We start from the raw sequence: 26428 nt of genomic DNA, 5'->3' as shown, positions 1-26428 counted from the left end.
TAAATTAATGCAAGTTGTTTAAAATGTATTTAAAATTTCAAAAGGCGTAGCGATGGATTTTAGTATAGAAAGCAATGTAAAAGCGTATTTTATAGACACTTTAAAGGATTTAGGCTGGCAGTATATAAGCGAAAAAGAATGCAACGAGCTTAGGCAAAACGACTTTAATGAGCCTTTGCTTTTAGCTAAGCTTAAGGAGTTTTTAAGGACAAATTATCAGCTAAGTGATGATGAGCTCATCATAATGATAAACAAGCTAAAAGCCCCAATTAACAGCCTAATCACAGCCAACGAAACCATCACAAAGCTTATTTTACTTGGCGAAGGCTTAGAGCAAAAAGGCAAACCTTCAAGGCATATAAACTACATAGATTACGAAAATCCGTCTAAAAACTCATTCATAATCACAGAAGAATTTAGCCTTACAAACGCCAAAAACGAGCTAAAGAAAAGCACTAGGATTGATTTGGTGTTGTTTGTAAATGGTATCCCGCTTGTTAGCATCGAGCTTAAAAACTCGTGCGTTGGAGCAAACGAAGCGATAAACCAACTCCTAAACCACCAGCACCCAGATAGGATTGAGAACTTTTATAAGTTCATTCAGCTTTGCGTTGCAAGTTGTGGCACTATCACTAAATACGGCACAACGCTAACGCCTAGCAAATTTTACAATGTCTTTAAGGATAAAAGCAGCGATGATAGCGTAAAAGTGCTTTGTAACAATATCTTAAAGCCTAGAAATTTGCTTGAGTTTATAAGTGATTTTATATTTTTTAGCAAGTCTAAAGACAAAACTAACAAAATCGCAAGCCGTTATCAACAATACTTTGGCATAAAAGAAGTGATAAAAGCTATCAAAGATAAGCACGGCGGTCTAGTATGGCACACTCAAGGTAGCGGCAAAAGCTACACAATGCTAATGCTAGTAAATATCCTAGCTAGGCTAAACAGCACCGCCCAAAAAATCATCATCACAGACAGAATAGAACTAGATGAGCAAATCTCAGCGACCATAAACGGCACGGCAAATCTTGACACCTTGCACCACGCCAAAAACACAAGCCATTTAAACGAGCTTTTAAACGATGATGGAGTGGGGCTTATCACGACTACGATTTTTAAGTTTAGCGATTTAAAAGATATAAAAAATAGAACAAGATTTATCCTAATAGATGAAGCCCACAGAAGCCAAAACGGAGAACTTCATATGCAAATGCTTGATAACTTAGGCGAAAATGCCTACATCATAGCATTTACAGGAACGCCGCTTTTATCTAAAGAAAAATCAAGCATAGCAAAATACGGCGGACTTTTGCATACTTATAATATCGGCGAAGCAGTAGAAGATGGTGCTATCGTGCCACTTTTGTATGAAAACAAAATGATAGAACTAGAATTAGATGATAAAGAAGAGCTAGAAAAAAGATTTGATGAGCTAACACTTGGGCTTAGTAACGAGCAAAAAGAGCAAATCAAGCAAAAATGGGCGAAAATTAAAAAGCTTCATACTTCAATTTCTAGGCTTGAATACATCGCACTTGATATAAACGAAGACTTCAAACAAAGCCTTAAAAATACGCCGTTTAACGCTATGCTAGCTACTAATTCTAAGTTTGAGGCGATGAAATATTATAAAGTTTTTAAAGAGCTTGGGGATTTGGAAGTTAGGGTCGTGATATCAGTAAATGCAGGAGAAGAAAACGAAGGCGAGCAAGAAAAGTGGGTAAGCGATGAGTATGCAAAGCTAAATCACGCAGAGTATGAAGAGCAGTGCAAGAGTGATTTTAAGGATAGGAAAGTGGATTTGCTAATCGTGGTAGATAAACTACTTACGGGCTTTGACGCTCCTTGTGCTAAAAAACTTTATATAGATAAAAACCTAAAAGAACACAATCTACTTCAAGCCATAGCAAGGGTAAATAGGCTAAAAGAGGGCAAAGATGAGGGGATAATCGTAGATTATAGAGGGCTACTTAGTGAGCTTGATACTACGCTTAGTAGATACGATGCGCTTAGTGGATATGATGAGAGTGATTTGGTGGGGGCGGTTTTTAAAATAGATGGCTCTTTAGATGATATGTGGGAGAGCCTAGCCGTGCTTGATGAGATGTTTGCAGGGCTTGATGATGAAGTAGAAAAGCTAAAGGTTTTAAAGGATTTATCGTTTAGGGATAGGTTTTGCAAGGTTTTAGCAAGGTTTAGTAACCTTGTGGGCGTGGTGCTAAATACTCGTAAGCTAAGGGCTAGTTTAAGCGAAGATGAAAGGGAGAAAATCAAGGAAAGCCTTAAAAAATACTTAAACCTAAGAAGCTCGGCACAGGTCTTTTATGCTGAGGATTTTAGCCTAAAAGAATACGAGCAAAGTATGCAAAAGCTACTAGATGAGCATTTAAAAGTGGGGCAAATTTATACGCTAAATGAACCGCTTGACATACTAAGTGATGATTTTTCAAGGGTGGCGGGTGATTTTAGCGATGAGGTGAAGGCTCATGGAAAGCTAAATGCACTAGAAAAAGAAGTGAAAAAATACGAAGTGATAAATCCTGAAATTTTTGTAAGGTTTAGTGCGAGAATAGAAGAGATTTTGGAAGATTATAGGGCAAAAAGGCTTAGTGAGAGCGAGTTTTACAAGCTTAGCTGTGATTTGGCTAAGGATTTTAAAAAGGATTTGGCTGATGACCCGCTTGAGCGTAATCTTGCTAGGGATTTTGACAAGGATGATGTTGGGCAAATCATTGCCTTGCTTGATAGTGAATTTAGTAAATTTTCTAATGTGCCTGAATTTGATGAAAGTATCAAAAACAAAATCGCAACCGAACTCATAGTAAAAATGCTACCATTTTTAACAAAAATCAACAAATTAAACGACATAGAAAACTACATAAACTCTCTAATCAAAATCTACTTAGGCAAACGCGGTAGGTAGTTAGTGCTTTTAGACTATGATTTTTTGAGATATAAATTTCGTTTGTTTGTAGCAAATATGAACAAACGAAATTCCGATTTTAAATTCTTATTTTTTAGTTATTTTATAAATAAACCAACAAGGAATAAGATATAAAATAAAATATTTTTAAAGATAAAATGAGCTTGATAGAGTATAATTTACAACGAAATCTTATTCGCAATTTGCCTTGAGAATATGTAAGATTTTTCGTGAATTTTATTAATTAAGGAGAAATTTATGAATGATAAATTAGTAAAAATATTTTGTGTGATATTGAAAAGAATTTACAAAAAATCTATAGATAATATATTTAAAATAGCATTTTATTCTATGTATTTTGTAGCTGTAATGCCAATTTTTATTTATTATGTTTTTAATATTCATTATATTCCAAATCTAGAACTTAAGGATGTATTTATATATCTAGTATCTTCATTTTTTGTGGTAATGATAGGAGTTTTACTTATTTATGTGTTGCATGAAGGTAATTATTTAATATTTACTAGCTCTACCAAAGGAATTATCGATAAGGCTTTTAAATATTTAACCCTTGCTACAAGCTTATTGTCTTGTGGTTTTTTATGTGTTTTTATTTTAAGCAGTAATAATGATGATTCAATTATATTAACCATATTAATTATGTTGGCAATTTTATTCATAGCGTTTCCTATTATAAAAAATCAATATTTTAAAAGAATATGCTTTTTAATATCTTCTATCTTAATTTTATCAAATAGTAATTTTAGTGTGGTAAAAATTTTAGGTATAGGTGATTATTATGCAGATGTCGAGCTAGATAGTAACTATGTAAAAACAAAAATAATATTATCTAAGTTGGATGATTCACAAATTGATAAAACTTATATTGAAAATAATAAGGTAATTGTAAAAAATATTAAAGTTTTAAATAGTGCAGGAGATGAATTGTTTTTACAGGTAGAAAGTAAGGATAAAACAATCAAATATAAGCCTTTAAGGTTTAATAAAAAATATGCAGATATTTTATAATTCTTAATCACTCCTAAGCCTAGCGAGAGCTAGGCAAATATAAGGCTTTTTTGCTACACTAAGAAAAACCACTTAAGGATAAAAATGGCAAAGAAAGTAGAAATTAAACTAGAAGATGCGTTGTGGAAAAGTGCCGATAAACTACGCAAAAACATCGATGCAGCAGAGTATAAACACATAGTTTTAGGGCTTATATTTTTACGCTACATTAGCGATAGCTTCATGCAAAAATACGAAGAATTACTCAAAGAACAATCCGAAGGAGCCGACCCAGAAGATGCAGACGAATACCTAGCTGACAATATATTTTTCGTCCCAGAAAAATCTCGCTACAACTACATAAGAGATAACGCCAAAAACCCCAAAATAGGCAAAATGCTAGATGAAGCAATGGACGAGATAGAAAAACACAACGATACCCTAAAAGGAGTTTTACCAAAAGTCTATGCCAAAGACAATCTAGATAGCAAATGCTTAGGCGAACTCATAGACCTGATAGGCAACATCGCCTTTGATACTGGTAAAAGTGCCGATGTTTTAGGTCATGTATTTGAGTATTTTTTAGGTGAGTTTGCCCTAGCTGAAGGCAAACAAGGCGGACAATTCTACACTCCAAAATGCGTCGTAGAACTCCTAGTAGCCATGCTTGAGCCATACAAGGGCAGGGTGTTTGACCCTTGCTGTGGGAGTGGTGGTATGTTTGTTCAAAGCGAAGAGTTTGTAAAATCTCGCCAAGGCAGACTAGATGATATCTCAATCTATGGTCAAGAGTCAAATCAGACCACCTACAAACTCGCCAAAATGAACCTAGCCATAAGAAAAATCGAAAGCTCACAAGTGATATGGAACAACGAAGGCTCATTTTTAAACGACGCTCACAAAGACCTAAAAGCTGATTTTATTATAGCCAACCCACCATTTAACGACTCAGATTGGAGTGGCGAACAGCTAGAACAAGACGGCAGATGGAAATACGGCGTCCCACCAGCAAGCAACGCCAACTATGCTTGGATACAGCACTTTTTATATCATCTATCGCCAAACGGCGGTATAGCGGGATTTGTCCTAGCTAAAGGCGCACTTACAAGCAATACCACAAATGAAGCAGCCATTAGAAAAGCACTCATTGAAGATGATTTGATAGATTGTATAGTAAATCTACCCGCAAAGCTGTTTTTAAACACAGGTATCCCCGCATCACTTTGGTTTATAAGACGCCAAAAGCTACCAAACACAGCTAAAAAGACGCTTTTTATAGATGCAAGAGATTTAGGAACTATGATAAATAGACGCAACAAAACCCTAAGCAAAGACGACATAAACCAAATCGCAAGCACCTATAAAGCTTGGAAAAACGGCGCCGACTATGAAGATATAAAAGGCTTTTGTAAAAGTGCTAGTATAGATGAGATAAGAGAGCTTTCTTATGTGCTTACTCCAGGGCGTTATGTGGGGCTTGCTGATAGTGATGATGAGTTTGATTTTGATACTAGATTTAACGAGCTTTTAACCAAGCTAAAATCCCAAATCAAAACCGAGCAAGAGCTAAGCGAAACAATCTTAAAAAACTTAGAGAAGATTAAATGATGTTTTGTGTTATGCTTTCGTCAAAATCACTTAAAACTAGCTTAATTTATACAACCCACAGCTTGAAAATACGAGCTTTTAGCGTTTTTTCTTCTGCCATGCTTTCATCATTATCTTTGAAGCTAAGCTTAAACAAACGAAATTCCGAATTCAAATTCTTGAATTTATTTCGTGTATTTTTTACGGAAATAAATTCCAAGGGATTAAGATATGAATAATTGGAAAAAATGTAAGCTTGGGGATATTTGTAGTAAGGTAACATCTGGTGGGACACCATTAACAAGTAATGCTTTATATTATAATGGTATTATTCCTTGGTTGAATACTAAAGAAGTAAAAAATTGTAGAATATATGAAACTGAAAAATATATTTCTCAGCTAGGTTTAGAAAATTCATCTGCTAAGTGGATAGAAGCAAATTCTGTTATTGTCGCTATGTATGGTGCAACTGCAGGTAAGGTTGCTATAAATAAAATACCATTAACTACCAATCAAGCATGTTGTAATTTAACAATTAATCATGAAAAAGCAGATTATAATTTTATATATTATTTAATACTTAACAATTTTGAAACTTTGGAAATTTTAGCAACTGGTGCTGCACAACAAAATTTAAATCTAAACACAATTACATCTCTTGAAATTACACTACCACCATTAGAAGAGCAAAGGCAAATCGCTACTATCTTAAGTAGTATTGACGACAAGATAGAGTTACTACACGAGCAAAACAAAACTCTAGAAGAACTCGCCCAAACTCTTTTTAGACACTATTTCATAGAAAACCCAAACCCATCTTGGCAAAATGTTAAAATTAAAGAATTAGCAAGTATAACGAGTGGAAAATCACTAAAAAGATTAGACATGCAAGATGATGGTGAAAATCCTATATTGGGAGCAAATGGGATAATAGGCTTTACTAATAAATATTTGTATAATGAACCATTGTTATATACAGGCAGAGTTGGGACATTGGGGAAAGTTTTTATGATTAATTCAGCTAAAAAAGTTTGGTTATCAGATAATACCTTAATCATCAAGCCTAGTTCTAATTTTTATTTTATGTATTTTGTTTTAAAAACAAGCAGCCTTGAAAATTTAGATGTTGGTAGCACTCAACCATTAATAAGACAATCAGATTTGGGAGAGATAGAAATTTTATTGGCAGATGATTTATTGCTTGAAAAATTTGATATTACTGCAAAAAAAATCTTTGATAAAATAGACAAAAATTTAGAACAAATCCAAACCCTAGAAAATATGCGTGATATACTTATTCCAAAACTTCTAAACGGAGAAATAAAAATAAATAACTAAAGGAGATAAAGTGAATAATAATATTATTTATAATTATGGTAATGTAATTGATAAAACAGAAGAAGAATTTCAAAAATTGCAAACTAAAGAGTTAGAAAACATAGAAATACAATTTATTAGAAACAATAAAAGCAATCATTCCAAGCTACTTTTTAATGAGAATAGTGATTATACATATACACTTAAAAATAACATTATTACATTTCAATTTAATGAGCTTTTATATATTAATAATATTACAGTTTCAGCAGAAGAAAATTTAAATGGTGTAAAAATTTTATATTCTAACTTAAATGAAAGTAAAGAATATATTATTAGAAGTAAAAATACTAGTGTTGATGTCTCTATAAACACTGTAACTAATAAAATATCTATTAAAAAACCTTCTCATGCAACAAGCATTACATTAAATAAAATTAAAATTTTTGGGTTATTTGCAAAAGATTTGGTTACAATAAAAGAAGATTACAATAATATTAAGAAAATACAAGAAGATTTAAAAAACAAATTAAATGATATAAAAAGTGAGCATCAAAATTTTAGAAATTCTTATAATGAATTAAAAAACACAATTGATAACTTAGAAGCTAAAAAAGAAAGTTTATTACAAACAAACAGCGGATTGGAAAACAAAAAGCGAAGCTACTTAAATAAAAATAAAAATTTATTAAGTCAAAATGCTGAAATAAAAAATGATAATGTTGAATTAACCGGTAAGGTAAAAGAAAAACAATCATCGTTGGATTCTTTAAATGAGAATATAGGTAAAAAAAGAGAAGAGCTTAAAAAGCTCGAAAATGATACAAATTTAATATCTTATGATATTAGAGACTATAATAAAAGAGCGAATGAGAAAGTTGAGATATATATAAAAATTGTAGCTTTTTTCTCACTTATTATTTTTTGTGTCTTGTGTGATTTATATTTTAGTGTTGATGAGTTGGCATTATTATGGAAGACAGAAAAAGATATAAGTTTATCTGTGATATTTTTTACTAGATTACCATATGTTTTTATAGTTTCTGTGATAATTGGAAGTTGTTATAAAATATGTAAAATACTAATAAGTAAAATAATGAATATTCATCAACAGCAATTAGATTTGGCAAAAATAGGGATTATTGCAAAAGATGTTAGCGATGCATCTGCTAATGAATTAGACTTGACAGATGAAGCAAAATTTGAGCTTAGAACAAATTTAAAGATGAGTATGTTAAGAAAATACTTATCGAAAGAAATAGGTGATGATTATAATTATGAATTAAAGCCAAGTTTGTTAGAAATATTAAAAGAATACGTTGAGACATTAAATAAAACAAAATCTAATGAAAATAAATCAAAGGAACTAAAAAATGAGCAAGGCGAAGACTAGCGAGTTTGATTTGGAGCAGTTTGTTATATCATCACTACTTGAGCATGGGTGGTGCTATGAAAAGCCTGTAAGAGCTACCGATGAAGTCTTGCTAGAAACTAGCCTTATAAATGCACTTTGTAGGCTAAATCCACAGCTTGATTTATCAAAAGCTAATGAGATTTATAAAGAGCTAAAAAGCACAAATCATCTTAGCCTTTTAGATAGTAACGAAAACTTTCATTATAAGCTTGTAAATGGGGTAAATATAAGCACTACAAAAGACGGCGAAAGCAGAGCTGATATCATAAATCTAATTGATTTTGATAATGTAAGCAACAATGAATTTATAATAACAAACCAGCTAAGCATCACAGAAGCTAAAGAAAACAAAATCCCCGATGTAGTGCTATACATAAATGGAATTCCACTTGTTTTAATGGAGTTAAAAAGCCCAAGCGATGAAAATGCCACGATAAACTCAGCCTATAATCAAATAAACACTTATAAACAAGCAATCCCAAGCATTTTTATCTACAATGCTTTTTGTGTGATAAGCGATGGGTATTTTGCTAGGGCGGGGAGTATTTCGGCTGATTTTTCAAGGTTTATGGCGTGGAAAAGTAGCGATGGGATAAACTACGCTCCAAACAAGTCTTTAGAGATAAAAACCCTAATAGATGGTATGCTAAACCCAAAAACTTTGTTAGATATTATTTGTAATTTCATAGTTTTTGAAAAAGAGCAAATAAAAGATATAAACGATATTTTGAGCATAAAAACTACCAAAAAAATCGCAGCCTATCATCAATACTACGCAGTAAATAAAGCTATTAGTAGAACAATCACAGCAAGTAGCAAAGACGGAGATAAAAAAGGCGGCGTGGTATGGCATACGCAAGGTAGTGGGAAGTCTTTATCTATGGTGTTTTATAGTGCTAAAGCGATAAAGGCTTTAAACAATCCTACGATTTTGGTTATCACGGATAGAAATGACCTAGATGACCAGCTTTTTGGCACTTTTGCAAGTTGTGCGAACCTTTTAAGACAAGAGCCAAAACAAGCAAATGATAAAGAGCATTTAAAAGAGCTTTTAAAGGTGGCTAGTGGTGGAGTGGTATTTACTACTATTCAAAAATTTAGCCCAGAAAATGACAATGTATTTGAGTGTTTATCGCTTAGGGATAATATCATCGTGATTGCAGATGAAGCACACAGAACCCAATACGGCTTTGATGCAAAAGTAGTAGAAGAAAAGTCAAAAAGTGGCGATGTGCTAGGGCAAAAGATAGTCTATGGTTTCGCAAAATATCTGCGTGATGCTTTGCCAAATGCTACTTATATAGGATTTACAGGAACGCCAATTGAAAGCCATGATGTAAATACCCCTGCAGTTTTTGGAAACTACATAGATATATATGATATATCAAGAGCTGTTGAAGATGGTGCTACTGTGAGTATATACTATGAAAGCAGACTTGCTAAAATAGAGCTAAGCGAAGAAGGAAAAAGGCTCATAGATGAACTAGATGAAAAGCTTGAAAACCAAGAAAACGAAAAAGCAAAAGCTACCAAGCTAGAAGCAGTGGTAGGTAGCACAAGCAGACTAAAACAAATCGCTAAAGATATAGTAGAACACTTTGAGGCAAGGTCTAGTAAGCTTGGCGGAAAAGGTATGATAGTAAGTATAAGCCGAAGTGTAGCTATAAAGCTATATGATGAAATTATAAAAATAAGACCAAACTGGCATAGCGATGAGCTAAATAGCGGGGCTATAAAAGTAGTGATGACTTCAAGCTCTAGCGATGGAGCAGAGTTTAGCAAACATCATACAAGCAAGACTCAAAAGCAGTTTTTGGCAAATCGTATGAGAGATATAAACGATGAGCTAAAGCTAGTTATTGTGGTGGATATGTGGCTAACTGGCTTTGATGTGCCATCGCTTCATACTCTTTATATAGATAAGCCTATGAAAGGGCATAATCTAATGCAAGCTATAGCTAGGGTAAATAGGGTTTATAAGGATAAACCTAGTGGGCTTGTGGTGGATTATCTTGGGATTGCAAGTGATTTGAAAAAGGCTTTATCGTTTTATAGTGAAAGTGGTGGCAAGGGCGATATAGTAACCACTCAAGAAGACGCTGTAAAAGTGATGATAGAAAAGCTAGAGATTGTAGAGCAAATGCTACCAAATGACTATGAAAGATACTTTGAGCTTGATACTGGGGCTAGGCTTGAATATATACTTGATGTAGAAGAACATATACTATCAAATGAAAATGGCAAAGATAGGTTTATGAATGAGTTTGCAAGACTTGATAAAGCCTATACGATAGCTATACCGCACGAAAAAGCCTTGAGTATAAAGGATAAAATCGCTTTTATGTATGCGATAAAGGCTAGGTTTTTAAAGTTTGCTAGGGTAAATGAGAGTGAAAATACTATAAATCAAACAATCATAAAACAAGTAGTAGATAAAGCTATCGTATCATCTAGTGTGGTGGATATTTTTGATGCTAGTGGGATAAAAAAGCCTGATATATCTATACTTTCTGATGAGTTTTTGCTAGAAGTAAAGAATATGAAGCGTAAAAACTTAGCCTTTGAAATGCTAAAAAAGATACTAAATGATGAGATAAAATTAAGGCAAAAACTAAGCCTAACAAAGACTAAAAAACTAGCCGAAATGCTAAACGAGGCTATCAAAAAATATAACAATAAGCTAATTTCATCAAGCGAGGCACTAGATGAGCTAATAAATATGAGTAAAAGCATAGCAAGTATGGATGATGAGGCTAAAAAACTAGGGCTAAAAGACTATGAATACGCCTTTTACTCAGCACTTGCTTGCAATGACGAGTATGAAAAAATCTTAGGAAATGAAAAGCTTTTAGCTCTTGTTAGCGAGATACTACAAATCATTAAAAACAATACAAGTATAGACTGGATGATAAAAGAAAATGTAAGAGCAAGGCTAAGAGTAGCTGTAAAAAGAGTGCTGAATAAATACGGCTACCCACCTGATATGCAACAGCTTGCGATTGATGGGGTTTTAGCTCAAGCTGAGATTTTGGTTATGGAATTAGCTAGCGAGTAGGGATTTGATTTAAAACTAAGTGAGATTTTGGGAATTTGAAATAGGAATTTAAAAGTAAATTTCGTTTGTTTAAGGAATTTATTTCGTGTATTTTTGGTTAAGTTTTGCTGTAAAATCCTAGCTCAAAGTGATGTCAAACAATCGAAATTCCGAGTTTAAATTCTAGCTATTTTTAGTGGCTTTTTCTTCTTGTTTATTTTGCTTAGATTTTTCTAAATCTTGTTTATTTTGTTTTTTGGTTTCATTATTTGTTGTATTATCACAATCTTTTTTTTGCTTTTTGCCATCTCTTATTATGTGAATGTCTTTTTTGATAAATTCAACTCTTATGCTTTTTCTACAATCATTTAATGTTTTGTCTATTTTCATGTTTTCACTGCATAACTCCACATAGGCAATGTCTCCTAAAGTTGATAATATTTTCACATCTTTTAGCTCAATATGATCGCCTTTATAATGATAATTTTTTGTATATTTCTCTTTTTTATCTTCTATATCTACAATATCTTTTATAAAGTTATTTTTATCAACCATTATTGTAGTATTATAATCTCCTAAGCCAGAAAGAGATGAAATACTTATCTTAGACAAAGCAAAAATAGTTACTGATACAAATAGTATTATCGGTCTAATGTAGTTTATGTTACTTTTGTTTGCTTTAAAAAATACTATAAGATTTAATATAATTAAGACTATAAATAATACAAAAAATAAATAAATATCTTGCTTTTCATAATTATTGTAAAATATCATAAAAATAGAAACATAAACTATCAGCAATACAATTATAAAGTATATATAATCATAATATTTTAGTGGCTTACCATCTTTTTTTGAATTTTTAATTTGCCATACAAATTCTGTTGAAATATATAACATAAATATTAAGAACATAAACCAAGATAAGTTAGAAAACCCAAAGGCCAATAATTGTTCAAATGTTAAATCTACTTGATAGCGTAAGTCTAAAACATATATTTTTGCATAATTTAGTGCAGAGCCTATAATTAGTATTAGTAATAAAATTTGCCCTAAAGCAAGAGATGTTTGTCCATATTTTTTAATATTTTTATATATCCGTCTTGTTGTTAGTTTATTAGTTTGAAAAAAATCTTCATCATTTTGTTCTTTGTTTGTAGAAGTTGCAGGTTTATCTTTTATCTGCTTATGATTTCTTTGTAAACATGGAAAAATATTGTTAAATAGTTCTATAGTTTTGTTTATATATTTTTTTATACTCATTTTAATCCTTTAAATATTTTTTTATATTCTAGCATATTAATATCCCGTGAAGTTTGTTTGATTATCATTTAGTAAAAACAAAGGGAAGAAAATGCCTATAAGTTTTACAGATAATGAAAGAAAAGAATTTCAAAGCGGAATAAATGCTTTTATTAGCGAAATAAATAAATGTCTTAAAAATAAAAACAAATCAACCAAAGGCTTTAGCGTTAATAATATTAAGCCATTTTTTAATTTCTTTGAAAATAGTTATGAATATAGCATAGGTAGCGGTAGTGGGACTTTGGCTGATACTTGTTGGATTATTTTTGTTAGAAAAGAGCTTTTAAGTGATGAGCTTATAAATACTAGCAAGGTTAGTCCTAGATATGGTGTTTATGTTTATTTCGGGTATTCTCACTCTTTAAAAGAAGGTTTTAAATATCGTTTAGCATTTGGATTTCCAAAACATGATATTGAAAACGCAAGGTGCAAAGCCGTTGATGAAATGGAGCGAAGTGGTAAATTAACTGAGCTTGATTTTACCTATGACAAACTAGATTTAGAGCAAATTACAGATGATTTTATAAAGCTTTTAGAATATTATGAGAGTTTTAGCAAAGATGATTTTATTCCAAAAAATCCTAAAAATAACGATGATTTTTATGAGTGGCTTAGTAAAAATGCAAGGCAAGATAACGGAGAGTTTTACTCAGATGAGAGCAAGAAAAACGAAAGCTCAAAGACAAATACCTTAAAAACTTTGATTAAAAATAAAAGCTTAAAAGATTTGGCAAATTATATAAAAAGCGATGATTTTATAAGTATTCAAGATAGTAGAAAAGGCAGAGATTTTGTCTATACAGCAAGGATTTATGCTGATTATTTAAATGAAAAATATTATAAGCAAAACAAAGCCCCAAGCGAAGAAGAACAAGAGCAAAGATTTGCTTTTTGGTTAGAAGTTCGCTTAAGAGATAGTAAGGATTATTTAAAGCTAATTGATGATTTTAAAAGCTCGTTTTTGGCTAAATATCAAAGAAATATTTTTAGTATTTTAGAGTTAAACGAGCTAATAAACATAATCGGCAAAAATGCCTACAACGACTACATAGCAAGCAAAAGCGACGCTAAAAGAACTATGAAAGAGTTTATTAGATTTTTGATAAAAGACTACTCAAGCGATGCTAAAAATATATTTTTACAAGATGAGCCAAAGCAAAATCCTAAAAATATCCCACTAAATCAGATTTTATACGGAGCGCCTGGGGTTGGCAAAACTTACAATACTATAAATATAGCTTTAGAGATTTTGGGTGAAGATTTTTCAGCTCAAACAAACGAAATTTACACAAGAAAAGCAATGCAAGAAAGATTTAAAGACTATGTAAAAAACGGGCAAATTGTATTTACAACCTTTCATCAAAGCTATGGATATGAAGAATTTGTAGAAGGAATTAGACCTGATTTTGATAACGATGAGCTAAGATATGTGATAGCTGATGGTGTGTTTAAGGATTTGTGTAAAAAAGCTAAGCAAAATTATATAAATTACTCTACTCCAAATGAGCTAGATTTTGACAAGCTGATAAATTATTTTGCTGAGTATGTAAAGAGCGAGTTTTTAGACCAAAACAAGGAGTTTTTGCTAGAAAAGGGCGTAAATATTCATAGTATTTTTTATGATAAAGACGGCGAGTGTCGTTCGTTTGAGCTAGGTGGCACTACTCAAAGCGGACAAAGACTAACCCTTGATATAATTAGGCGTGATTACGAAGAATTTAAAATAGGAAATATAAAAAGCTACAAAGATATAAAGCCAAAGTTTGAGAGCAAAAGCATTCATCATGGTAATGCGGGGTATTATTTTATGTTTTATAAAAAGCTTTTTGAGTTTGAGAAAAAAGATGATTATAAAAACCAAAAAGAAGATTTAAAGCCATATATAATCATCATTGATGAGATAAATCGTGGAAATATTAGTAAGATTTTTGGAGAACTTATCACACTTATTGAGCCTAGTAAAAGGCTAGGAAATGCTGAAGAGCTAGAAGTAGTGTTGTCATATAGCAAAGAGCGTTTTTCGGTGCCAAATAATGTCTATATAATAGGCACTATGAATACAGCAGATAGAAGTATCACTACCCTTGATACGGCGCTTAGGCGTAGGTTTGAGTTTAAAAAGATTATGCCTAATAGTGATCTTTTAAGCTCTGATTGTGATGGGGTAAATCTTCAAGAATTGTTAAATAAAATGAATGAAAGAATTGAGTGTTTAATAGGCGATGAAAAGCTTATCGGACATTCGTATTTTATGGATATAAATAGTATTGATGAGCTTAAGGTTGTGTTTAAAAAGAAGATTTTACCACTTTTAGAAGAGTATTTTTATAATGATTATTCGCAGATAAAATCGGTGCTTAATGATAATAAAAAGTTAATAGTAAGCAAAAATATGTTAAATCAAGAAGTTTTACGCATCAATAATAAATTTTTTGAAAATGGTTTAACAAAGGATTGGTTTAAGCAAATCTATGAAGACTAAAATAACTTACGAGTATGAAATCATAAGCTTATTTGATAATGATGAGTTTTTAAACGAACTTATAAGTTTTGCTGAAAATAACCCAGAGTTTTTAAGAATAGTTGGCAAAAATAAGCTAAAAGCAAGGAAATTCGTAGGGCTTATCAAAACAAAAAGCGGGGTTTTAGAAATCTATCCTAAGGTTTCAAAACAAAGCAATAAAATAATGCCGAGCATAGATTTAAGCAAGGCTTATGAGCTAAAAGATGAGATGTTTAGGGAGTGTAAAGCAAGAGAGTTAAATCCCAAACAGCTACTTTTAGAACTTTTAAGAACTTTACAAGAAAGCCCATTTAAAAAATCGCTTAAAGCAACGCTAAAAGATGAAAAAATGCCGCTTTTTGAAGTCTTTGTTGAGATGTTTTTAGAAGAACTTTTCGTGATTTTAAACAAAGGGCTTATGAGTGATTATGTAAAAGTATCAAACAATAAAGCATTTTTAAAAGGAAAATTGATTTTTAGCGAGCATTTAAGGCAAAATCTAGCACATAAAGAGCGATTTTTTACCGAAAATGATGAATACATCATAGATAATGCGACAAATCAAACCATAAAAACCACGCTTTTTCATCTAAAAAAACTAAGTCAAAATAAAAAGATTTTGAAGTTTTTAGGATTTTTTGATGAGGTAAGTTTAATTAGCATTAAAAAATGTGAATTTAGTGTAAAAAATAAGCATTATCATTATTATGAAAACATACTTTTATGGTGCAAGTTATTTCTAAATGGCTTTAGTTTTACGCCATTTGCAGGGGATAAAAATGCTTATGCTTTGCTTTTTGATATGAATAGACTTTTTGAAGATTTTGTAGCTTTTATGCTTAAAAAACAAAATCCAAATATAAGCATACATACTCAAGTATCGAGCAGACATTTGATAAAAGATGAGAGAAAAGATTGTTTTTTAATGCGACCTGATATTTTGATTGAATTTAACGGCAAAAAAATTATCGCTGATACAAAGTATAAAATCATAAACGATTTAAGTGGTATTAGCCAAGCTGATTTATATCAAGTATTTGCCTATGCAGCAAAGTTTAAAGCTAGTGAAGTATGGCTTATATATCCACTTTTAAACGATATTTTGCAAGGAAAAACCTTAGAATATAAGCCAGAAATTTTTGAAAGCAAAATAAAGTTAAAGCTCCTTTTTGCCCCTTTGCCTTGAAATTAATATATTTATAAACAAACGAAATTCCTATTTTAAATTCTCTAATCATAAAATATTTTTAAAATAAAATATCAATATTTTTAGCATTCTTTTGCCATAATAGCCTATTTAAAATATAAGGATTTTTATGAATATAGAAAAACACCAAAATATGATTAATTTTATTTGGAATATAGCAGATTGTCTAAGAGATCATTATGTAAAGGGCAGATATAGAGATGTAATTTTACCGATGTGTATTATTCGTCGCCTTGATGTAGTGCTACTTCCAACAAAAGAAAAAGTGTTAAATACCTACAAAAAACTAGATGAAAATTCAAATTTCAATATTCTAAAAAGTATCAAACACGGAAGTGGATATGATTTTTACAATATCTCAGAATTTAGTCTAGAAACATTATTAAAAGACGAGCAGTTTTTAAAGGATAATTTTAAAGCATATCTTAGAGGCTTTAGCCAAAATGTAGTTGATATTATTGATAAGTTTAGCTTCTTTAACGAAATTGATAAATTAGATAAAGCAAATATCCTTTATCCAATCATAAAAAACTTTTGCGACCCAAAGATAAATTTCTCACTAGAGCCAGTGTATGATAGTAATGGCAATCTAATAAGCGAAGGTTTAAGCAATCTTGGAATGGGCTATGTATTTGAAGAGCTTATCCGTAAATTTAACGAAGAAAACAATGAAGAAGCAGGACAGCACTTCACCCCAAGAGAAATCATAAAGCTTATGACAAATCTAATATTTTTACCTATTAAAGACAGCCTAGAAGGTGGTTCATATACTATATATGATAATGCCTGTGGAAGTGGTGGAATGCTAACAGAAGCTAAAGATTTTTTATTAAATAAAATTGATAAAAATAAAAATCAATTAAAAATCCACCTACACGGACAAGAAGTAAATCCAGAAGCCTATGCAACTTGTATAGCAGATATGCTAATTAAAGGAGAAAACGCTCAATACATAAAATTTGGCTCAACCCTAAGCGAAGATGCCTTCCCTAATGAAAAATTTAATTTCATGCTAACTAACCCACCTTATGGCAAAAATTGGGAAGAAGACCAAAGAAAACTAGGAGTAAAAAAGGTCAAAAATGAAACCGTTTGCAATGATGATAGATTTAAGATAGGCATTACAGGTAAAGGCGATGGTCAGATGATGTTTTTGCTAAATATGATTAGCAAGATGAATCCTAACGGTATAGGCAGCAGGATTGCAAGCGTTCATAATGGTAGCCCATTATTCAACTCAGACAGCGGTCAAGTAGCCATAAGAAGCCATATTATAAAAAATGATTTGTTAGAAGCCATAATCGCACTTCCTACAAATATGTTTTATAATACACCCATACCTACTTTTATATGGATTCTTACAAACAAAAAGCCAAAGCACAAAAAAGGCAAAGTGTGGCTAATGAACGCTACAAATTATTATCAAAAAATGAAAAAATCCTTAGGCTCAAAATCAAACGAAATGTCAAGCGAACAAATAGAAAAAATCACCGAGCAGTTTTTAAGCAATGCTAGCAATGATGATTGCATTATCCTAAATAACGATGATTTGGGTTATATAAAAGTAGTAGTTGAGCAAGTAAAAACGCTAAATGAATTACAAAATAACGAAAGCTTTAACAAACTAAAAGATAAAGAAATAATTATCTCTAAACTAAAAGAACTTGAACAAAGCCCAAAAGATTTTAAAAATTCTTTAGAATTTGCAAAGTTTTTAGGCGTAAAGCTAAGCAAATCAGAGCTAAAACTCCTAATAAACAGCGACAAAAACACCAACACAGAAAAAATCCCACTCACTAGCGATATAAACGAATACTATGAAAAAGAAATAAAACCATTTATGCCAAACTCTTGGGTGGATTTAGAAAGTAAGCAAATAGGCTATGAAATACTATTTAACAAGTATTTTTACACCTACGAAAAGCCAAGAGAATTAGATGAGATAAAACATGAATTAAGCTCACTTGAAAACGAACTAAAAGACCTTTTAGGCGAGATTTTATCATGAAAAAAATAGCAGTATTACAAGATGATTTAAAAAATAAAATTTATACAATAAGAAACACCAAAGTTATGCTAGATAAGGATTTAGCAGAGATTTATAAAGTAGAAACAAAGCGAATAAACGAAGCTGTTAAAAATAATCAAGATAAATTCCCAAGCGATTTTTATTTTGAGCTAAGCACGGAAGAATTTGATGATTTGCGGACGAAATTTCCGACCGCAAATTTTTCAAAGACTAGATTTTTGCCAAAAGCATTCACAGAAAATGGCATATATATGTTAGCTACTATCCTAAAAAGTAAGGTAGCTACAGAAGTTACATTGGCTTTGATAAGGACTTTTTCTTTTTTACGAGAAAATTTGTATTTGGCTAATCCAGAAACTAGGTTTTTGCAAATAGAAAAAAAATTATTAGAGCATGATGCTTGCATATCTAGCATACAAAAAGCACTTAGCATAGAAGAAGTCCCAAAAAGTGGTGTTTTTTATAATGGTAAGATTTTTGATGCTTATGTTTTTGTAAGTAAATTGATTAAATCAGCTAAAAAACAAATAATTTTAATTGATAATTATGTAGATGAAAGCGTGATTTTAATGCTTGGAAAAAACGAAAAAGCAAGCGTTTGTATCCATACTCCAACAATCACAAAAACACTTAGTCTTGATATTCAAAAATACAATTCACAAAACAAAAATCAAATCACAATAAAGCAAACTAATTCATTTCACGATAGGTTTTTGATAATTGATAATGATATTTATCATATCGGTGCTAGCATAAAAGATTTGGGCAAAAAAACCTTTGCTTTTAGCAAAATGGATAACGCTGATATAAAGCTTTTAGAAAGGCTGTAAAATGAGTGCTTATAAAGATAGTGGCATAAAATGGCTAGGTAAAATCCCCGCTCATTGGGAAGTAAAACCATTAAAATTTATCTTTGATAATATCAACGAAATTAATAAAAATTTAGAAATAAAACAAATTTTATCATTAGTAAAAGATGTGGGTGTTATTCTTTATGAAGATAAAGGAGATATTGGGAATAAATCTAAAGATGATTTATCTAGTTATAAAATAGCTAGAAAAAATGATTTAGTTTTAAATAAAATGAACGCAGTTATAGGGTCTTTGGGTGTTTCTAATTACGATGGGTTGGTAAGCCCCATTTATTTGGTCTTAAGGGTAAAAAATCAACAATGTCTTATAAGGTATTATTCATATCTTTTTCAGTCAAAAGCATTACAAAAGAGCTTAAGACAATTTGCTTATGGAATAATGGAGATTAGAGAAAGTATAGACTATTTAGAATTTAAAAATATGTATTTACCTTTACCTCCATTAGAAGAGCAAAAGAAAATCGCTGATTTTTTAGATGAGAAGTGCAAAAAAATAGATGATTTTGTAACTAAACAAACGAAATTTATAGAACTTTTAAAAGAACAAAAACAAGTTTTGATAAATCAAGCTACCACAAAAGGCTTAAACAAATCTACCGAACTAAAAGACACCCACATCCCCCACTTAGGCAAAATCCCCACCCATTGGGAAGCAATTAAGTTAAGATATGTAGTAACAGCTAATCCAAGCACTGGTGAATTACCTAATAATTTTTACTATATTGATTTGGAGAGTGTAATTGAAGGAAAATTGATTTATGAAAAATTTATCAATAAGGATAATGCACCAAGTAGAGCTCAAAGGGTTTTAAATAAAGGGGATATTTTATTTCAACTTGTAAGACCATATCAAAAAAATAATTTTTTATTTGAATTGAATGGAGATTATGTTGCATCTACTGGATATGCACAATTAAGAACAAAAGAAAATAACAAATTTATTTATTATGTTTTAGGTAGTGATTATTTAATTGATGAAATAAATAAAATCTCAAAAGGTGCAAATTATCCTGCAATAAATACATTTGATTTATTAGAATTAGAAATAGCTCTACCACCACTAGAAGAGCAAGAGAAAATCGCAAAATATTTAGATGATAAGTGCGAGAAGATAGACAAAGCAATAAACAATATAACAAAACAAATAAGCCTTATTCAAGAATACAAAACAAGCCTAATAGACACCACCACCAAAGGTATACTAAAGGAGTTAAAATGAGCGATAATAAACTCAAGCTTATACAAGACATAGAACTAGATAATTTAAACGATGAAAATGATTTTTTAGAAACTAGAAAATATTCAGATACTTTACAAGAAATAATAAAAACCACTCATACACCTTGCACGATAGGACTTTTTGGAGAATGGGGTAGCGGCAAATCATCTATCATAAGAGATGTTATAGATAAGTTTAATAATTATGGTATTAGCAAAGAAAAAGTATCTTTTGTTGTATATGATGCTTGGAAATATTCTCACGATTCATTTAGAAGAACTTTTTTACTAGAAATTGCAAAACGATTTAATATAAAAGAATGGGGTTGTAAAAGTTTTTATACAAATAAAACTCAGGATGTAGCAGTATCTAGTAAATTTAATTGGAAATATTTAGTTACGTTTTTATTACTTTTTATTATGATATTTGTATTTATGTTGTTTTTAAAAACAATAGACATTATTTATTTTAATGGTATTGAAATAGATAATATAATGCAAATTATGAAATCTATAAAAATTGATCAAGTCGGAATAATAGCTGTTTTATCTTTTATAGCTACTTTTTCTAAAAATATTTCAATTGATTATAAAACCACTATTCAAGAGCCATTAATGTTTGCCCCTGAAGAATTTGAAGATTGCTTTAAAAAGCTAAAAAATACAATTTTTTCAAAAAATGATATAAATAAGCTAGTGATAGTTATAGATAATCTTGATAGGTGTGAAAAAGATTCTGTAAATACAACCTTGCAAGACATTAAGAATTTTTTAGGATTAAAGGATGTTATTTTTGTAATACCTATTGATGATACACGGATTATTGATGATAAAGTTAGAGATAAGTTTGAAAAGTTAAGAAAAATATTTAATATGTATATTTTTGTTAAAGGTTATCATGATGGGGATTTATCAATCTTATATGACAAGCTTTTGGATAAATATGGTTTAAATAAGCTAAACCCAAACACAGGGACTATTGTAGTAAGAGAATATGCAAGTAACCCAAGAAGAATTATCCATTTTTTAAATAATTTTCAAATTGAATGCAACTTGTTAAAAAATAAAAAGAATATCAAAAGAGATTTTGTAGAAGAGAATGAGCCGTTAATTGCATTTTTGCTTATTTTAAGAGAAGAATATGGAGAATTATTTTATAAAATATTTCATAATGTTGATAGTTTAAAAAATCTATTGAATAGAGAATTAATTAATGAAAATGCTGAGACGATAGAAGATAACAGGTTGATGAAGTTTTTAAGATATACAAAATTTATATGGGGTAATGCTAAGCAAATAGATGTAGATTTTATTATCTATAATAAATGTAGCGATGAAAATACATCACAATTATTGATAAATATTGCAAAAGATGATGATTATGGTATGGCTGTATTTAACTCTGATTATCGAAAAGTGATGAAGTATTTATTGGATAATTTAAAAAAGGGTTATGAGTTGAAAGCTTATGAAACTGAACTTAGGGAGTATTTTAGAAAAATAGTTTTATTTCATAAGGCTATTTATCGTGAAGATAAAAATTTTCACTATCCTAATCTTAAAAACAATTTAAAGCAAGTTGAATGTTTTATGGAAGGATTAATAGATGAAATTTTGCCTTCTTTGTTTGATGACATAGCTGATAGTTTTATTGAATTTATGTATTTTTGTAAAAAAGGAAAGGTTGATATTTTTGCTGATTTTTATGAGAAAAATTTAATAGAAACTTGGGATAAATATACTAAAGATACCCAACAATTTCATAGCAACTCACAAGTTTTTTATGAAGGAATACATAAAATATATAAAGATGGGTTTGAAAAATTTGTTGCATTAGGTTTATTTAGCGATAGGGATGAAGCCCAAATTAAAGAATATTTTTATATTTATTCAGAATATAATCATTTTGAACCTTATATGAAACTAGAAGTAGATATTTTAAAAAAAGTTATAAATAATAGAATTGCATATAAATTAGTTTCACAATTAAAAGATATCAGCTCTAATGTTATGAATATTCTTCTTAAATTAAACGAGCATAATTTATTTGATAATTTAGATAGTGAAATTTTAAAAAGCTTGATAAGAATTATTTGTAGGTTTAATAATGTAAATTATCAGAATAAAGCTGATTATGCTAAAAATTTTATAGAAAGTAAAATACAAAAACGAGATAATTTAACAAACATAATAAATCAAGATTTTTTTACGATACTAATTAATGAAGCAATACAAAGTGGTGCGGATAAGTTAAAAACTAATTTTGAATATCTAATGAATATTAATCATTTATATGATGATAAGGTGGTTTTTTCAAAAAGTATTAAAGAGATTTTAGAGAGTTTCAAAAATATTGAAACTAATGTTTTAAATGAATTGATTACATTGTATTTAAATAATATTTTAGAAGATATTAAAACCTTTAAAGGCAATATTGTATATTTAAGTATCATAAAAGATTTTATTTCATCTCATTTGGAGTTAGTGTTAAAAATAAAAAAATATATATACTTAGATAGTATTACGCAAGATAATGTTGCAGAAGAAATTAAAGATGATATTTATTATGATATGTATGAGATGTTTAAAAATGCAGATGAAGAGTTGTTTTTAAAAATGCAAGAATTTTATATAGATTTGCATAAAAATGATGAACTGAATAGTTTAATTTGTGAAAATCTTAAAAGATACAAAGATAAACATTCAGAGCTATCAGAAGAATTTAAAGAAACATTTTTTAAAGGAGAAGCGTTATGATTAAACCAAGTGAAAAAGATTATGAAAGCTACATAGAAAGGCATTTGTTAAATCAAGGCTATATTAAAAGAACTAGCCAAGATTATAATAAAACCTTTGGGCTTGATGAAGAAATCTTTTTTGCTTATTTAAATAGCGTATATCCTAAAGAACTAAGCATTTTAAGCTCACGCTATCAAGACTACAAAAACAAGATTTTAAATATCATTAAAAACATCCCAAATATAGATTATTTGAATTTATTTCAAAAATCAATCAAGCTAGATGAGTTTGAGTTCAAGCTGTTTTCTCCTAAGCCAAACAATACTTTAAACTCTAAATTATGTGATGATTATTCTAAGAATATTTTCTCATGTATTAGGCAGCTTTATTTTTCTAATGAAGATAGCGAAAGTATAGATTTAGTAATTTTCATAAACGGCTTAAGTATAGCTACAATAGAGCTAAAATACGAACTAACAGGACAAAATATAGAAAATGCTAAAACTCAATATAAAAAACGCAATGCAGATGAGATTATATTTAGGCATTCTTTAATGCATTTTGCTATGGATTCTAGCGAAGTTTATCTAAGTCTTAAAATCCAAGGAAATCAAACGAAATTCATACCATTTAACAAAGGCTTAAACGATGGCAAAGCAGCCTTAGGCGTGAAAACAGGTGCAGGAAATCCAGCAATAAATAATGATTATAAGACTTCTTATTTATGGAAGAGAATGCTATCTAAAGATACTTTAAGCGATATCATCATAAATTATATGAAAATAATAAAAGATAAAGAAACTAAAGAAAAACGCCTAATCTATCCTAGATATCATCAGTTTGATGTAGTGGATAAATTATGTAAAGATGTTAAAGAATTTAAAAGCGGAAAAAGATATCTAATCCAACATAGTGCAGGCAGTGGCAAGAGTAATTCTATCGCTTGGCTTACATTTAAGCTTAGCAATTTACATGTAGATAATAAAGCCTTGTTTGATGCTGTTATTGTGATAACTGATAGAGTAGTTTTAGATAATCAAATCCAAAGCACCATAAGTAGTTTTAACAATACTAAAGGCTATGTAGAAAGCATTAGAAAAGGTAGCAAGCAATTAAAACAAGCCCTAGAAGAAAATAAAAGAATAATAATCTCAACCATTCAAAAATTCCCATATATTATAAAAGATTTAGCTAGTCTAGATAATAAAAACTACGCTCTAATCATAGATGAAGCTCATTCATCTCAAGATGGCAAAACAGCTTCAAGCGTAAATAGTGCATTATCAAATACCAATGAAGAATGCTTTGATATTGATGATTTGATTTTAGATGAGGTTAATAAAGCCAAATACCATAAAAATATCTCATATTTTGCATTCACAGCAACACCTAAAAAAAGAACCTTAGAAACCTTCGGAACTCAAATTGATGAGAGTTTTTATCCATTTCATTTGTATTCTATGCAGCAAGCCATTGAAGAAGGCTATATTTTAGATGTTTTACAAAACTATACTTCATATAAAAGCTTTTTTGAATTAAGCGTGAAAGGTAATGGTAATAAGGTTTATGATGAGAGCAAAGCTATGGCAAAGCTTGTAAAATTTGCTACAAATTCAGCTCAAGCGATAGAGCAAAAATCACAAATAATCTTAAAGCATTTCATGGCTAATACTTTATATAAGATAAACAATCAAGCAAAAGCAATGGTAGTAGCTGATGATAGGCTAAGTGCTTTAAGATATTATTTAAATCTAAAAGAATTGTTTAAAGATTATAAGATAGGTGTTTTAGTGGCTTTTTCTGGTGAATTAAAGTTAGATGATGTTGAATACACAGAAAGAAGTTTAAATGGTTTTAGCGAAAATAATTTACCAAAAGAGTTTAAAAAAGATGAGAACAAAATCCTAGTAGTAGCGAACAAATACCAAACAGGCTTTGATGAGCCATTGCTACATACTATGTATCTTGATAAGGTAATTAGCGATGTAGCAGCAGTGCAAACCCTATCAAGGCTAAATCGCACAAAAAACGGTAAAATAGATACTTGTGTAATAGATTTTGCTAATAATTATGAGAATATTCAAAATGCTTTTTCAAGATATTGTGAATTTAGTTGTCTTGAGAAAGCTAGTGATCCAAATGAACTTTATGAGCTTTATTATATATTGCTAAATTATGGTGTTTTTAATGAATATGATGTAAGTGAGTTTATAGAGCTTTATTATGAATATATAAAAGATGCAATTAAGGTTGATTATGAGAGTATGGGGGCTAATATATGCTCTTATTTAGATAGATTTTCTACTTTAATAGGTGAAAAAGGCTTGGCTAACGAGTTTTACAAAGTAGCTAATAAATACATAAATAATTATGAATATTTAAATCCTATTATGGATATTGATGATGTAAAATTAGAAAAATTATCAATATTTTTAAAATACCTAATATGCAAAATCCAAAGAAAAACCGCTCAAGATATAAAAGATTTGCTAGATAATGTAAGGTTGCAAAAATTTAATGTGAAATTTCAAGGCACAACAAATATTGAATTAGCAAGCAATCCTACAATCAAACAATCAGGCATAAAAATAAAAAAGAGCAAAGAAGAGCAACTAGAAGAATTAGTAAAAATTATTAAAAACTTTAATGATATTTATAAAGATAATGATAATAAAACCAAAGAGATTTTAAACACCATTATAGAAGAATTAGAAAACGATTCTTTACTAAAAAGCTCATTTACATTTAACTACGATGAAAATAATGCCAAAAAGAGTTTTTATGATAGCTTAGAAAAAATCTCATCTGATTTATATTTTGATTATCAAGAGTTTTTTAATGCTTTAAATATTGATAAAGAATTTAAAAAAGTAATCTCTAATAAACTTTTTAACAATATAAAAGAGAATTTTTTAAGTATTTAAAGTAAAAAATTAAATTTTTATAGTATTTTACAAGCTTCTTTTTGTTCCTTTGCCTTGAGATTAAGTTATATTTAAGCTTGGGGGGGGGTATAATTTAAAAAAACAAGAAAGGAGTAAATATGAGTAACGCAAACGCTAATCATAAAGCTAACCAAGCTAATGCTAACAAGGGCACCCCAGGTCAAAACACAGCTCATTCAAAAGTTCATGGCAATCGTGGTGCGCAATTAAATCCAAATAATAAAAAATAATTTAAAATTCCTATTTTAATCAAAATAGGAATTAATTTCTTTTCGTAATTCCTATTTCAAATTCTTTTTCAAATTACTTAACCAATCCCAACCC

The 26428-nt window shown here is 29.9% G+C and carries 15 protein-coding genes; 14 read left to right on the top strand and 1 reads right to left on the bottom strand.

The genetic code is table 11. The features are described from left to right. The first annotated feature begins 52 nt into the window (after positions 1-52). The 6 genes from AVANS14531_RS07825 to AVANS14531_RS07800 all read left to right on the top strand — a co-directional run bounded on the left by AVANS14531_RS07825 (position 53) and on the right by AVANS14531_RS07800 (position 11307). Positions 53-2926 carry a type I restriction endonuclease subunit R gene (locus AVANS14531_RS07825; protein WP_336611964.1) on the top strand — a complete coding sequence of 958 codons (2874 nt, stop codon included), beginning with the start codon at positions 53-55 and terminating at the stop codon, positions 2924-2926. 258 nt (positions 2927-3184) lie between these two features. Continuing rightward, the gene (locus tag AVANS14531_RS07820; protein ID WP_336611963.1) at positions 3185-3955 is read left to right on the top strand and encodes a hypothetical protein; all 771 of its coding nucleotides are present in this window, start codon (positions 3185-3187) and stop codon (positions 3953-3955) included. Between the two features lie 84 nt (positions 3956-4039). Beyond that, positions 4040-5542, top strand: a complete 1503-nt coding sequence (locus AVANS14531_RS07815; RefSeq protein WP_336611962.1) for a type I restriction-modification system subunit M — start codon at positions 4040-4042, stop codon at positions 5540-5542. Positions 5543-5752: 210 nt separating this feature from the next. Next, on the top strand, positions 5753-6859 hold the full coding sequence (locus AVANS14531_RS07810) for a restriction endonuclease subunit S (RefSeq protein WP_336611961.1): 1107 nt from the start codon (positions 5753-5755) through the stop codon (positions 6857-6859). Between the two features lie 10 nt (positions 6860-6869). Next, positions 6870-8231, top strand: a complete 1362-nt coding sequence (locus tag AVANS14531_RS07805; protein WP_336611960.1) for a hypothetical protein — start codon at positions 6870-6872, stop codon at positions 8229-8231. Continuing rightward, positions 8212-11307 carry a type I restriction endonuclease subunit R gene (locus tag AVANS14531_RS07800; RefSeq protein WP_336611959.1) on the top strand — a complete coding sequence of 1032 codons (3096 nt, stop codon included), beginning with the start codon at positions 8212-8214 and terminating at the stop codon, positions 11305-11307. Before AVANS14531_RS07805 ends, AVANS14531_RS07800 begins: the two co-directional genes overlap by 20 nt. Before the next feature lie 162 nt (positions 11308-11469). Here AVANS14531_RS07800 and AVANS14531_RS07795 read toward each other — a convergent pair whose 3' ends face one another. Beyond that, positions 11470-12549, bottom strand: a complete 1080-nt coding sequence (locus tag AVANS14531_RS07795) for a hypothetical protein (RefSeq protein ID WP_336611958.1) — start codon at positions 12547-12549, stop codon at positions 11470-11472. 91 nt (positions 12550-12640) lie between these two features. Between AVANS14531_RS07795 and AVANS14531_RS07790 the strand changes: the two genes are divergently transcribed. The 8 genes from AVANS14531_RS07790 (at position 12641) to AVANS14531_RS07755 (ending at position 26334) form a co-directional block, all read left to right on the top strand. Continuing rightward, positions 12641-15073 (top strand): McrB family protein, encoded by a 2433-nt coding sequence (locus tag AVANS14531_RS07790; RefSeq protein ID WP_336611957.1) that lies wholly within the window; start codon positions 12641-12643, stop codon positions 15071-15073. After that, positions 15063-16280: an McrC family protein gene (locus AVANS14531_RS07785; protein ID WP_336611956.1), complete on the top strand. Its 1218-nt coding sequence runs from the start codon at positions 15063-15065 to the stop codon at positions 16278-16280. Before AVANS14531_RS07790 ends, AVANS14531_RS07785 begins: the two co-directional genes overlap by 11 nt. Positions 16281-16410: 130 nt before the next feature. Beyond that, the gene (locus AVANS14531_RS07780; protein WP_336611955.1) at positions 16411-18309 is read left to right on the top strand and encodes an N-6 DNA methylase; all 1899 of its coding nucleotides are present in this window, start codon (positions 16411-16413) and stop codon (positions 18307-18309) included. Then, positions 18306-19160: an ORF6N domain-containing protein gene (locus AVANS14531_RS07775; RefSeq protein ID WP_336611954.1), complete on the top strand. Its 855-nt coding sequence runs from the start codon at positions 18306-18308 to the stop codon at positions 19158-19160. The genes AVANS14531_RS07780 and AVANS14531_RS07775 overlap by 4 nt, the downstream gene beginning before the upstream one ends. Position 19161: 1 nt before the next feature. After that, the gene (locus AVANS14531_RS07770) at positions 19162-20421 is read left to right on the top strand and encodes a restriction endonuclease subunit S (RefSeq protein ID WP_336611953.1); all 1260 of its coding nucleotides are present in this window, start codon (positions 19162-19164) and stop codon (positions 20419-20421) included. Continuing rightward, a complete protein-coding gene (locus tag AVANS14531_RS07765; protein WP_336611952.1) occupies positions 20418-23177 on the top strand; it encodes a P-loop NTPase fold protein in 2760 nt (919 codons plus the stop codon). Before AVANS14531_RS07770 ends, AVANS14531_RS07765 begins: the two co-directional genes overlap by 4 nt. Continuing rightward, a complete protein-coding gene (locus AVANS14531_RS07760) occupies positions 23174-26083 on the top strand; it encodes a type I restriction endonuclease subunit R (protein WP_336611951.1) in 2910 nt (969 codons plus the stop codon). The genes AVANS14531_RS07765 and AVANS14531_RS07760 overlap by 4 nt, the downstream gene beginning before the upstream one ends. Positions 26084-26202: 119 nt before the next feature. Further along, positions 26203-26334 (top strand): alpha-amylase, encoded by a 132-nt coding sequence (locus AVANS14531_RS07755; protein ID WP_336611950.1) that lies wholly within the window; start codon positions 26203-26205, stop codon positions 26332-26334. Positions 26335-26428 lie beyond the last annotated feature (94 nt).

This window comes from Campylobacter sp. Cr9 (genome assembly GCF_020138295.1).
GTDB lineage: Bacteria > Campylobacterota > Campylobacteria > Campylobacterales > Campylobacteraceae > Campylobacter_E.
The sequence above is the reverse complement of the archived record's forward strand: the minus strand, read 5'-3'. Positions and strand labels throughout refer to the sequence as shown.